Origin of the sequence: Bacillus cereus group sp. MG1, from assembly GCF_040460035.1 — a bacterium.
GTDB lineage: Bacteria > Bacillota > Bacilli > Bacillales > Bacillaceae_G > Bacillus_A > Bacillus_A cereus.
Map to the genome: position 1 here is coordinate 113356 of NZ_JARVGY010000002.1, position 13276 is coordinate 126631.

Below are 13276 nucleotides of genomic sequence, written 5' to 3' on the forward strand. Positions count from 1 at the left end.
TATTAAGTATAACAGATATATGTCGATTTCATAGGATAAAATTAGATTTACAGGAAAAATATTCTTGAATACTGTTGACTTAAGTCAACTTATAGTGTGTTATAAGAGTATAAAGAATAGGAGGTGAACAAAGTGGATTGGATAATAATCTTAGGTGTATAGCTACAACAGCAACGGTTTTCTCTTAAGTAACCGCAGGTGTTAAAAACATCGTAGATACATACTACAAGGTAAAAGAGGAAAAACAAAAGAGTCGCCCCGACCAAGGAAACGACTCAGAATAAGCACACAGGGGAGGGAAACCTCTCCTGCATTTAAGATTATATCACATTCCATATTATTATGAAAAAATTTATCTGGACGAATCTACCTGTAGTCATTGTTTTAGTGTTTATTGTACCAATTCTTGATTATAATAATTTAAACACTTGGGGTTATATCTGTATCGTCGGTACCATACTAGCGATAATTCTAATGATAATCAACATGGTTATTTTGTATATAAAGGAGAAGAAAAATGTATAAATTTGAATCTCAGGAAGAACTAATAAAATTCGTAAATGATGAAATAGTGAATACTTCAGAGGCATTGAAGATTTTAGAATGCTCAAGGCAGAATTTAAATAAGTTGGTGAAGTCGGGGACGTTAGTACCGATTAAAGAGATGGTTCGAGATAGGTTGTTTTTTAAAAAGGATATTTTAAATAGGAAAGAACAGATGAAAAAATAAAACAGGCCTAAGTTATTTAGGTTTGTTTTATTTTGTGGGGCACCCACGAATCCACCCGCGAACCCACCCACAATTCACCCACAAAATAAAAAGATTGTTACTTTTGAAAGAGCAGATAAAACAAATAAGAGGAGAAATCCAAGCAGAAACAAAACGTGAAAAAAGGAATGTCATTTAAAGGAAGTGACTGTTAGGTATATAGTGAGAGAGCAAACAAGTGATAAAGTGATTTATTTGTTATTACAACAAATTAGTTAAGGAAGACTTAAATACAAATGGTTACTAAAATAGTGTCTTGCTTAAATTGTTCTCCTTTAATGTACCTCATATATCAGTCTCTTTATCTCATTTTTCCTACGAGTCACCCCAGCTTCAGAAACTGCGTAACGGAAACCAAAGAAATATGAAGCCAATTAATATAGTAAAAGAACAATTTAAAAAGATGTTGAGATTATAAAATGGTGCCAAGAAAGGATTGCTCATTTTATGCTTCTACAGTTCATACAATAAATTGATGGATTTCTAAAAGCGGAACCATATCCGGAAATTTAGGCTGATGGTGAGTGAAGTAAAGATGCTTGGTGTTGTGAAAAATTAGGTAGTTTAAAAGGGGATTTTTTATGAAGAATGAACGAGTAGTAACTTGTAATAAAGCAGGAAGTATTGCTGTCGTTACAATTCAAAATCCACCAGTCAACACTTTAAGTTTAGAAGTAGTTCAACAATTAGTAGATGTATTAGAGGAAATAGAAATTGATAATGGTATTTCAGTCGTAATTATAACTGGAAGTGGAGAAAAGGCCTTTGTAGCAGGAGGGAATATAAAAGAATTTCCAGATTGGATGGGCAAAGGTGAAAAATATGCCGAGATGAAATCATTAGAATTGCACCAACCTCTTAATCAACTAGAGAATCTGTCTAAACCGACTATAGCTGCTGTTAATGGGTTAGCACTAGGTGGTGGATGTGAATTAGCACTTGCTTGTGACTTAAGGATAATAGAGGAACAGTCTTTAATTGGATTACCGGAAATTACGTTAGGTTTATTTCCTGGGGCTGGAGGAACCCAACGCTTACCTAGATTAATTGGAGAAGGGAAAGCAAAAGAGATGATGTTCACAGGAAAATCGATTACAGCTAAAGAAGCAAAAGAAATAGGCTTGGTTAACTACATTACCCCTCGAGGAGAGTCGTTAAATAAAGCAAAAGAGATTGCAAGGGATATAAGTAAATTTTCTCTTCCAGCTCTCGCCTATATGAAGTTGGCAATTCGCGAAGGGGCAGCAGTACCTTTACAAGAAGGGCTTGAGATTGAAGCGCGTTACTTTGGAAAAGTATTTCAAACAGAGGATGTGAAGGAGGGGGTAAAGGCATTTATTGAAAAAAGAATGCCGCATTTTACAAATAAATAGAATGGGACGAAAAAAGTTATCCAGGTTTATTCTACACTATGTCAACATAGATGCTGTTTTTAAAGCTATTTATTTTTCGCAATACCTTTCAGATCTAGTTCGTCTAATAAATAGATTTGTAGTAGCATGTCTATTTCAAAAGTGAAAATAAATAAAAAGGCGGAGGAATAGAATGGAAAATGGTACAAATGAAAAGGAAATAAATCAAACGCCTTTAGTAAGTGTATTAATTCCTACGTATAATCGTCCACACTACTTTGAAAAAGCTTTATGTAGTGTATTAGAACAAACGTATCCTAATATAGAAATTATAATAGGGGATGATAGTACAAACGACGAAACAGAGAAAGTGTTACAAAAGTACTTGTATGATCATTCAAATATTATTTATATAAAAAATAGGTCAACTCTTGGACAATTTGAGAACTCACGTATGTTATTGCATAAAGCGAAAGGTCAGTATATAAACTTCTTAATGGATGATGATTTATTTCATGTAAATAAAATTGAAAAAATGATGAAATACTTTTTAAATGACCTAGATAATGAAATTAAGCTTGTAACATCCCATCGCCAAGTAATGGATGCAGAAGGAAACCTATTGCCAGATGTTTATTCAACGATGCGTTTATTTTATACAGATACGATTATAGATGGGTCACAATTAGGAAAAATGGTGATTATGAATCAAAAGAATTATATAGGAGAACCGACAACGGTTTTATTTCGTAAAAGTGATTTAACAGAGCCGTATGGTGTATTTGATAAAAGGCGGTATCTTTGCAACGTAGATGTAGCTTCATGGTTATCCTTACTGAGTAAAGGGAAAGCAGTATATATAGCGGAGACACTCAGTTACTTTCGATTACATTCAAATCAGCAGTTAAAAGAATCTAATAAAATGATGGATGGGTTAGAGGATTTTTCTCATAGTATTATTATAGCTGGAGAAAAATATGGTTTCTTATCCTCCGAAGAGGAGTTAGACAGAGCTATTACAAATTTTCTAGACTATGCAAGAAGAATTGTTCCATCATCCATATTATATTCATTGGACTACTATCAACAAATCAAGCTAAAGAAAATAAATATTGAAAAGAAAAAACAGCGTATGAATATCAACTCGCACCTCCCAAAAGTCAGTATACTAATTCCTGCCTACAATAGACCTCATTACTTAGAATTAGCCCTCAAAAGTGCTTTGAATCAAACCTATGAAAATATTGAAATTATAATTTCTGACGATAGTACAAATGATGAAGTAAAAACAATGATCCAGCCATACTTAAAAGAACATGAATGTATAACATATGTTAAAAATGAAAATCCATTGGTGGCTGAAAATTTTAATCAATGTATAGAGCTTGCTACTGGTGAATATATAAATTTTTTATTAGATGATGATTTATTTCATCTTGAAAAGATTGAGAGAATGATGAAATACTTTTTTGAATTAGAAAACATTGCATTTGTGACGTCGTACCGTGAACTGATTGATGAGAATGGAGAGGTATTCCCCCCCTCTACATTGAATATGAAAATTGCCACAGAAACTACAATTTTTGAAGGGGAAACACTAGGGAATTATATGTTGAAAAACTTGAAAAACGTAGTTGGAGAACCGACAACGGTTTTGTTTAATCGCAATTTTTTTGGAGGGAAATTTGGTTATTTTAAGGGGAAAGCGTATTCTTCTATTAATGACATTGCAACTTGGTTAGATATGATGAGGAAAGGAAAAGTAGTTTATATACAGGAACCTCTTAGCTACTTTAGACAACATAGTGGACAAAATCAAAAACAAATGTACTTTATATTAATGACAATTGAAGAATGGATTGAATTAATTACAGATGCACATAATAGTGGGTTTTTAAATACTGAACAAGATTATAAAGAGAGCTTATCTTATTGTTTGGAGAATGCGGGATTTATACTGAAGGATGCAGTAAGAAGTGGAGAACTAGATCAAATTTATAATGAAAAGATAAAAAGCGGGTTAATTAAACTAGTTACTCATATATTTGAGAAAAATATTTGTTATTGCCAATATTGCAATCAAGAATTTAAAAGTTTTTCTCCTTGGCCAGCACATTATGATTTTCTAAAATATGAATTTGAGATGTGGAATAAAGATACAGGTATCTGTCCAGTTTGCTATTCGATGGATCGTGACAGGTTGTATCGTGCGTACATTGAAACAGAAACGGATTTGTTAAGTAGGAATTATACTATGCTTCATATTGCACCTGAAGTGAAGGTAAGAGGATGGCTTAACCAGTTTAAAAACATTACTTATATATGTGGGGATTTAGAACCGAAGGATTCTTTAATGGAGGAAATTGATATTACGAGAATTGCATACGAAAATAATACCTTTGATGTTATTTTATGTAGCCATGTATTAGAACACGTGCCTGACGATGAAAAAGCAATGCGAGAATTATATAGGGTACTAAAGCCAAATGGATGGGGAATTATTCAAGTGCCAATCGTAATGAATGTAGATTTTATTATAGAGGATAAATCTATTGTAACGCCATTATTGAGAAAATTAGCCTTTGGTCAAGAAGATCATGTTAGGATTTATAATCGATCGGGATTTATTCAACGATTAACAGATGCGGGCTTTAAGGTAGAATTGTATAACATAGCTGAGAAACAAGGAATAGAAATTGCTAGGAAATTCGGATTATCTGAAACGGATATGCTCTATATTGTCCGAAAATGATAGAAAGGAATAGATGCATATGGAGAATATTCCTTTTTTACGTGCGTCAATTGTACCTGCAAACGAGTACTTAGATAAATTAGAGCAAATTGATATATCCCACATATATACAAATTATGGACCTATAAATCAACGTTTTGAAGAAACAATTATGTCGGAATTTTTTCAGAACAGGGGAGCAGTTACAACAGTAGCAAACGCAACGCTAGGGTTAATGGCGGCAATTCAATGTAAGAAAAGAAAAAAAGGAAAGTATGCTCTTATGCCTAGTTTTACATTCCCTGCTACTCCATTGGCAGCTATTTGGTGTGGCTTGGAGCCTTATTTTATTGATATTTCATTAGATGATTGGTGTATGGATAAAACGGTACTTTTGGATAAGATAGAAGAATTAAAAGAAGAGGTTGCAGTTGTTGTTCCATATGCAACATTCGGATCATGGATGGACTTGAAAGACTATGAAGAATTAGAGAAAAAGGGTGTTCCAGTTGTTGTAGATGCGGCACCAGGGTTTGGATTAATGCATGAGGGTATACATTACGGTCAGAATTTTAGTGGAATGATTGTATATAGCTTTCATGCAACAAAGCCTTTCGGAATTGGTGAAGGTGGTATGATATACAGCCATAATGAGGAGGAGATAAATCAAATTAAAAGAATGGGTAATTTTGGATTTGATCATAATCGTGAATGTACGATGATGGGGTTTAACTGTAAAATGACTGAATATGCAGCAGCTATTGGGATTACAACGATAAATAAATGGAATCAAAAAATTCAAGAACGAAATCGTATCTCTGAATGGTATAAACAGTTATTACAAAGTACGGGATTAATAAAAAAAGGCTGGCAAGTTCAACAGACAAAAGCAGTTATTCATCAATTTATGCCTATTCTCTGTTCAGAAAAAATTAACAATAAGCAGATAATAGAAGAGTTGAAAAAGCAAAAGATAGAAGCTAGATCATATTTTTCACCATGTTGTCATCAACAAGATTTCTTTAAAAAATATAAGTCTACAGATTTAACAAATACAAATAAAATAGAAAAACGAATAATTAGTCTACCTTTATGGGAAGGAATGACAAAAGAAATCGTAGAGAAAATTATAATGTGTTTAATGCAAAAGGTGGTGTCCACAGATGAATAGTTTTTATAGTCAAGAAGAGTTGAGCGAAATTGGCTTTCTATCTGTCGGGGAAAATGTATTAATAAGTAAAAAAACCAGCATATATAATCCAGGTGCTATATCTGTTGGAAATAATGTAAGAATCGATGACTTTTGCATTTTAAGTGGCAAAATTACAATTGGAAGTTATTCGCATATAGCGGCATATACAGCGTTATTTGGAGGAGAAATGGGGATTGAAATGCATGATTTTGCAAATATTTCATCAAAAACAATTGTATATGCAGCAATTGATGATTTTAGCGGAAATACATTAATGGGACCGACTGTTCCACATCAATTTAAAAATGTGAAAGCTGGAAAAGTTATTTTAAAAAAGCATGCCATTGTTGGTGCTCATTCTATTATCTTTCCCAATGTAGTAATAGGAGAAGGAGCGGCAGTTGGCGCGATGAGTATGGTAAAAGAAAGTTTAGATGATTGGTATATGTATGTTGGGGTGCCCGTAAGAAAAATAAAAGCTCGTAAAAAAAATATAGTAGAATTAGAAAATGAATTTTTAAAGAGCATTGATTCCTAGTGTTTAAAAGATTTTGTTGCAGCATTTCTCAAAAAAATAAAAAAGACATGTATGAGGGGACCTTATGTGATTACTGTATTATTTATGGGGCTATCTTTATAGTTGTCTTTGTGTAGTAAAGAGGGCTGTTTTCACACATTGCTATCCCAAAGTAAAAAAACGTTATTCTTTCTAAATAAGCTAAATAGGAAAGAATAACGTTTTTTTTTATGAATTTCTCGATTGAATCACTATATATCATTCAAGTAACAAACAATTATAAAAAATTGTTTGTTACTTAAATTTATTTCGATTTGTATAGAGTTAAATTTCACCTTCTAGCGTGGTGATATATATATAATTTAAGCTTCTATTTTTTAGTTGCAGATAATACCTTAGAACGATGTTTTAAATAACAAAAGCTATAAGAAGTAAATTCAATACATACATATATACATATCTAGAAAAAAACTAATGTAATTTATGTTAAAAGAAGGGTGGTAACTTTAAATATGGAAAATGAAACAAATTTATAGGAGGCCTCCATTTCATACAGTTTGGCGGCGTAACGCAAATATTTCGGCTAAATTAATGAATAAATTATCGGACAAAAATAAGCGCTCTAACTTTGAATAGAACGCTATTTTACTGTAATATATGGGCCCGGAAAGGGCTTGAACTCAAGACTTCCACACTGTAAAGGTGGGGTTTAATTTATTACTTTTCTTCCTGCATTATAAAATTCCAAAAACGTTTTAATTCTTCACGTTTTTGGGATGGAGCAAGTTTTATATCATTTAACCATTGATCTAGTTCTTTACCGTTTCTGTTCTCTTTAACATTAAAATCTCGCCCTAGAAGAAAATCAGTAGACACATTAAAGTAATCTGCTATACGTATCAAGGTATTGTAATCAGGTTGACGTTCATTGCGTTCATACATACCAATTGTACTTTCACTTAGTTGAAGCAATTGGGCAAGTTCTTTTTGTGTAATGCCTTTTTGTTTTCTTAAATCACGAATTATATTTCCAAACGTTTTCATTCTATCACCTGATAATATATTAACACATTATGTGTTAAATAATTAAAATTTTTAAAAGTTGATAATTATAATTTATTGACAACACAAATTGTGCGGTTTATATTTTAATTAACAACACGAAATGTGTCTTTAGGGGTGAGAATGTATGAATTATGAAAGAGTAGCTGAAAATCTAATTAACTTAAGAAATGGAAGATCTAGAGAAGAGGTGGCAAGGGCTGTGGGAATCAGTGTTAGTACATTACAGATGTATGAAAATGGACAGAGAATCCCACGAGATAATATAAAAATAAAATTAGCTAATTTCTATGGTGTTACAGTCCAAACAATTTTTTTTGATTCGGGACAACACGAAGTGTGTTGAATAATGTTAGACTTTTAAGATGATGTTGTGATTTTTTAGAAATGTAAGCTTAGAAAATGTATTAGGCAATTTTACATAAAAATATAATGTTTTTATCATTATATATAAATTATAGGGGGTATTTGCATGAACATGAAAACATTTGAAATACGTGAAAAACGATTAGCAGAACTATTAGGTGCAAAAGTACTATGGGAATTTATAAGTGCTGTCACAGAGGAAATTGAAAAACAAGAATTAGAGTCTACACCAGGTTTATTAGAAGATCTATTCGTACATGTGAAAGAAACCATTCAAATTCAAAATATAAATCAACGCATAACAAAAGCCCCTGTAAAAACAGAGGCTAATGGTATAAATAAAGATACATTATTTATGGAAGCATATGTAGAATTAATCAATCATAAGTTTGTTATTTCTGAATTAGCTGTAGAGCTTTCATCTGTTCTAAAAGAATTAAATTGTTTTGTTCAATCATCTTTGCCACAGCTTCAAAGTGAGCTTGATTCTCAAGAACCTCAATCTGCTTCTCTTTAGGGAGTGATTGAAGTATTTCTTTTATTTCTTTACACTCGTATATGTTATTCTCCGAGTCTTCAATTAATTTATTGCGACGATTGGTGTATTCAAGTGCACCTAAAGTCGCTAATGCGCGAGGATCTAATCCTAGAATTTCCATGTATTCCTCTCCTTTCCTCTACATTAATTCGATAGGGGGAAGGAGATTCCTTTAATGAATTAGTAGAGTCTTTATATAGCTATACAAATTGTTAATGATTAGTAGACAGGTTACCTAGCAGGAATGTAATAGAATTAGACTTTAAAGAGCTTCTAAAAAAGATCAAAAGAAAGGGGAATCCAGTAATTCTCACTCTTTTTCCTTAAATAATTTACATATGATACGGTTGTTTTCTTTTATCATGAATTTTACATTGGATTCTTTGGGGAAGATTAGGTAGATAAAGGATATGGGGGATGAATGAATAGATAAATAAAATGAAAGAGAATTGTAAGAATTACAGGGATTGTTAAGGGGTTATTAGGTGGGAATTTTCAAGTACTTAAGGGTGGGAAGATGTGTATCAATCATTACTTAAAAAGTAAAAGATTAGTCATTAAATAGGGAGAAGTGTCTAAGTTAATTGTATAGATGAAAAAACGGAGCATATGAAATTAAAGCATGATGAAACATGTTGAAATAAATAGAAGGAGATCTTTAGATAGGTTAAGCAGAGAAATAAGACATGCTGAGAAAGTGGCTATTGAATTCGAAGAAGTTAAAGTGTGAAAAGTGTCACTTATGTTAACTTGAATATCTACTACTTATTTACTCTATATAAAAAAGCAGCTGCACAAAAGTACAGCTAGTTTTCTTCAAAAATTTATATAGCTTTAATGACAAATTGAGATTGAGGTATATATAGTAATTGAGCTGTTAAGGAAGTTGTTGTATTAGCAAATGGGTATGCTTCCTTATAAAGAAAATTACTATACACTATTTCATTCATTTCATAGGTCGTAAACAGTTTTTTTAGGATGTTTTGAGAAATTTTATTTGTACAAGCAGCAATAAAATCAAAACCTCTTTTACTTATTTCTTGAATGGCATGTGAAAGCAGGGTAGTGACTATACCACTTCCCATCCAATCTGGATGACAAGCGCCCATATCTAGATAGACCAATTTTTCTTTATCTAAATGAGAAAACTCAATAGATTCTGTCTCTAATGTATCTAAAAGGTGAAAAATAGGTTCCATTTGCGGGCATAGTTCAATCGCTTTCTCTGTATCTATTAGTGGCTGGGTTACTTTTTTGGTTAAAAGAACTCCAACAATTTGAAAATTTTCTATTGCTACAAATGACATAGCTTGAGATACAGCTTGTTTCATCATTTCTTCGCACATTTTGTGAAAAGAAGCAAAAGGAATTTGTAAATTGCTTACAAGAGGTTCATTATTCACAAAAGAATGTGCAAGTAAATGTGCTGCCTCTTTCACGTGGTGTGTATCTAGTAGCTCTATATTCATATGTTTTTCCTCTTTCCTGATATAGTTAATAGTAATTAAAAGGATTAAAAATTTTATTTCATTTAGTTAAGCTTAATTATTAAAGCGCTAACAAAAATGGTTATTAAACATATGAATGAATCTGTTTAGTAGCAATCGAAATATGTTTATAAAGAAATTCTACGATCTCATCTATACATTCAACAGTTGTATATGGAGAGATTGAAAAGAATTTCAATGTAGAAATCGGATTTCTATCATAACTGTTTATTACATCTACTACACAAGAACGAGTTGTATCACCAAAAAATACTTGATCACGATTTTCTCCTAGGTAATTAAATAGTTCTATATTTAATCGGTTTGTATCCTCAATCTCTTCTTTTGTTGCAAGGCCTATTCGTTCTTTTTCCCAATTTTCTTGGCCATCTCCATTCATATAGAAACGGAAAGTTGTAATTGGTCCATATGTAAAATCATTTGTGATTGCGACTTGAGGCAGGGCCTTGCCCAACTTTTCTCTAAATAATAGATTTACATGTATATAATTTGCTAGTAGTTTTTGATATCCTTCAATTCCAAAGGCTAATAGATTGATATACATTGGAATAGCACTACCAGCTCGTGAACATTCTAAAGTATATCCTGTATGATAACTCCCATATGATCTATTACCAAGATAAGGTGTATCATCTTGTTCAATATCCATCAGTTGTAAATCAGTATGATTTTTTACGATTAAAATACTTGAAGTATAAGGTGTTTGTCCTAATTTATGAAAATCAAAACATACACTATCTGCAAGGGACATATATTGCATTTTATCTTGTACGTATTGTAAGGCATTTTTTACATTAGATTCAAATGAGAGTGGATTTTCTTCAAAACTATAATTATTAAAGAAACTATAGAATCCGCCCATTGCAGAATCAGCATGGATATAAATAGGTTTTAATTTATATTTTTTCTGTATTGCTTCAGCGCTCTCTTTAATTTTTTTTATATCATCAATGGTAAATGTATCTGTTGACCCCATAGTAGCTAGAATATAAAGGGGGATACCGCCATTTTTAATAACTTGTATCATTTTAGCCTCTAAATCTTCTATATCCATAGAATTTGTATAAGGATCAGTTTTCACTTTTATTAAGTGATTTGACCCAATGCCAGTTGCTTCAGCTGACTTTAATAAACTATAATGTGCATTTTCAGAAGCAAAGCAATATACATTTTGTGGAGCACCATGTTCTTTTGCTAATGGGAATTGTTTAGAAATTGCTAAACGTAAGCTCGAAAATACACAACCTTGTCCACCCCATGTGGTATATCCACCGCTATTTTGTGGATTATAACCTATCAGTTTTGAAAGCATGGATACCACTTTCACTTCTGCTTCTGCTGCCCCTGGACCATATACATCCCAAACGCCATTACCATTTAAAAGGGCCATGGTTATTACCCCTAATAGTGAAGGTATACTTGGTAGTGGTACAGCGTTAGACAAGTAATATTTATTTGGATACGGATGACCATTCATAAATTGGTTTAGCTCTTCTATAACCTCAGACATAGTAATTCCAGCTAGTGGAATATGACTTTGGTGAATTAAGTCATTGTAGTATCCTTCTGATTTTTCCTCACATTTACCTAAAGTAGCTCGCTCTTCATTTTTTAATTGGTCAAGATTTTTAATTATTTTCTGCATAGATTCTAATAATAGTTGTTGTTTTTCTTCATTTCCGTCAACGCTTGGAAATAGTTTTAAAATATCTTGCATGCAGTCACTTCTCCTTGTGAAAAACTGGATTTTTATTTTACTTGGTTAAACATAAGGGTGTAATAATTTGTAATTGCCCTTTAGAATGCTTAGAAATGAGGAGCTATTTAGAAAAAAATGTAATTCCATAGAAGGTTATATGAACTATGGAATTTAAAGTAAAGAAAAATTTTTTGATTAATTTCAAAAAAAGTAATTGTGAGATAATGAAGTTTCTAAAAATATTTCTGAATTAATTGTTTTTTTAGTTTGCATGATACTCTAGCATGTATTCAACTAATGTAGTAGATATTTTAATATAATGTAAAACAATTATAAGGTAGTTGAATATAAGAGCTCAACTACCTTATAAACTGTAGATATTGTTGGAAAAAGATAAAAAAATAGGGTGGAAGTGCTAAAGGTATGTTCTAGTGGAGAAGAAGTAATGGTATGGATTTGGTAGCTAAATCAGTTTGATTTTTATGGGAGAATAACGAGCTGATCAAAGCTTTTTAATGAATTCAATTTCATTATCTAATAATAATGGACGAGTTAAGTGGGAAGAGTTTTCTTCAACCTGAGTAGCATTTTTTGCACCAGGAATAGCAACTGAAACGGCAGGGTGACTTAAAACATAACGTAAAGCAACTTGCGCTAAACTTCGATTTGATCGTACAAGTGAACGTAATTTCTCTACTTTGTTTAAGCTATCTTTAAACCACTTTTCTTTTGGCCAATCTTTTCTTAAATCATCGTCTGGAAATTGAGTTTCATGATTAAATTTTCCAGTTAAAATTCCCATCTTAAGTGGACCTCTTATCACAGCACCTAAATTATGTTTTTCAATATAAGGAAGGATGTCTTTTTCAGGTTCTTTATTCAAAATACTATAATCGAATTGTACGACATCTAAATCATTATTCTGATTAAAATGTTTTATATAATCTAAATCATTAGTAGAAACGCCAACAGCTCTCACTTTTCCAGATTTTTTTAAGGTTTGGAAAGCTTGTAGAAAGGCTTCTGTTTCTTCCGGTTTATCCCACCAAATATGACAAAAGTACACATCTATATAATCCGTTTTAAGCCGTAGTAAACTAGCCTCAAACGCATTAATGATCTTTTGAGGATCTCCATAAACGGCTGGTTGATTTGGGTCATAATGATGACCAATTAATCCACCTTTTGTAGAAAGAATTATATCCTGCCTGCGATTATTTATGGCTTTTGCAACTAACGTTTCACTATGACCTAATCCATAAACATCAGCAGTGTCAATAAAATTAACCCCTAGGTCAATTGCTTTTTCAATTGCATCAAGTGATTCATTATCTTTTACTGCTCCCCATTCATCTCCACCAATCGCCCACGAACCGAATCCTATCTCTGAAACTATTAACCCGGTGTTACCTAATAATCTATATTCCATTATGTACGGACTCCTCCTTTACAGTTTATGTTATTAGAAGTATATATAGTGACCAGTTGGAATATTCTTGAATTTATTTTTGGAGTATAAATTAGACTATTTCCTTTAATAAA

General features: G+C 32.0%; 11 protein-coding genes. 7 read left to right on the top strand and 4 right to left on the bottom strand.

Annotated elements, in window-relative coordinates:
• Positions 1-517 precede the first annotated feature (517 nt).
• The 5 genes from QCI79_RS28590 (at position 518) to QCI79_RS28610 (ending at position 6582) form a co-directional block, all read left to right on the top strand.
• Complete coding sequence (locus QCI79_RS28590; RefSeq protein WP_021728601.1) at positions 518-730, top strand: hypothetical protein; 213 nt, start codon at positions 518-520, stop codon at positions 728-730.
• Positions 731-1350: 620 nt separating this feature from the next.
• Positions 1351-2142: an enoyl-CoA hydratase gene (locus QCI79_RS28595; protein WP_021728602.1), complete on the top strand. Its 792-nt coding sequence runs from the start codon at positions 1351-1353 to the stop codon at positions 2140-2142.
• Between the two features lie 172 nt (positions 2143-2314).
• On the top strand, positions 2315-4873 hold the full coding sequence (locus tag QCI79_RS28600; RefSeq protein WP_021728603.1) for a glycosyltransferase: 2559 nt from the start codon (positions 2315-2317) through the stop codon (positions 4871-4873).
• 19 nt (positions 4874-4892) lie between these two features.
• Positions 4893-6023 carry an aminotransferase class I/II-fold pyridoxal phosphate-dependent enzyme gene (locus QCI79_RS28605; protein ID WP_021728604.1) on the top strand — a complete coding sequence of 377 codons (1131 nt, stop codon included), beginning with the start codon at positions 4893-4895 and terminating at the stop codon, positions 6021-6023.
• The gene (locus QCI79_RS28610; RefSeq protein ID WP_021728605.1) at positions 6016-6582 is read left to right on the top strand and encodes an acyltransferase; all 567 of its coding nucleotides are present in this window, start codon (positions 6016-6018) and stop codon (positions 6580-6582) included. The genes QCI79_RS28605 and QCI79_RS28610 overlap by 8 nt, the downstream gene beginning before the upstream one ends.
• Before the next feature lie 696 nt (positions 6583-7278).
• Here QCI79_RS28610 and QCI79_RS28615 read toward each other — a convergent pair.
• Positions 7279-7605 carry a helix-turn-helix domain-containing protein gene (locus QCI79_RS28615; protein ID WP_021728606.1) on the bottom strand — a complete coding sequence of 109 codons (327 nt, stop codon included), beginning with the start codon at positions 7603-7605 and terminating at the stop codon, positions 7279-7281.
• Positions 7606-7750: 145 nt separating this feature from the next.
• On the opposite strand from QCI79_RS28615, the gene QCI79_RS28620 reads away from it, so the two are divergent.
• Both QCI79_RS28620 and QCI79_RS28625 read left to right on the top strand, forming a co-directional pair.
• Positions 7751-7969: a helix-turn-helix transcriptional regulator gene (locus QCI79_RS28620; RefSeq protein WP_021728607.1), complete on the top strand. Its 219-nt coding sequence runs from the start codon at positions 7751-7753 to the stop codon at positions 7967-7969.
• A gap of 126 nt (positions 7970-8095) precedes the next feature.
• The gene (locus QCI79_RS28625) at positions 8096-8506 is read left to right on the top strand and encodes a hypothetical protein (protein WP_021729712.1); all 411 of its coding nucleotides are present in this window, start codon (positions 8096-8098) and stop codon (positions 8504-8506) included.
• An 845-nt stretch (positions 8507-9351) separates the two neighbouring features.
• Here the strand turns inward: QCI79_RS28625 and QCI79_RS28630 are convergent.
• From QCI79_RS28630 to QCI79_RS28640, 3 genes are all read right to left on the bottom strand, one after another.
• Positions 9352-9996 carry a GNAT family N-acetyltransferase gene (locus QCI79_RS28630; protein ID WP_021728608.1) on the bottom strand — a complete coding sequence of 215 codons (645 nt, stop codon included), beginning with the start codon at positions 9994-9996 and terminating at the stop codon, positions 9352-9354.
• A 103-nt stretch (positions 9997-10099) separates the two neighbouring features.
• The gene (locus QCI79_RS28635) at positions 10100-11752 is read right to left on the bottom strand and encodes a pyridoxal phosphate-dependent decarboxylase family protein (RefSeq protein ID WP_021728609.1); all 1653 of its coding nucleotides are present in this window, start codon (positions 11750-11752) and stop codon (positions 10100-10102) included.
• Positions 11753-12236: 484 nt separating this feature from the next.
• Positions 12237-13163, bottom strand: coding sequence for an aldo/keto reductase (locus QCI79_RS28640; protein ID WP_021728610.1), 927 nt, complete (start codon positions 13161-13163; stop codon positions 12237-12239).
• Between the last annotated feature and the right edge of the window lie 113 nt (positions 13164-13276).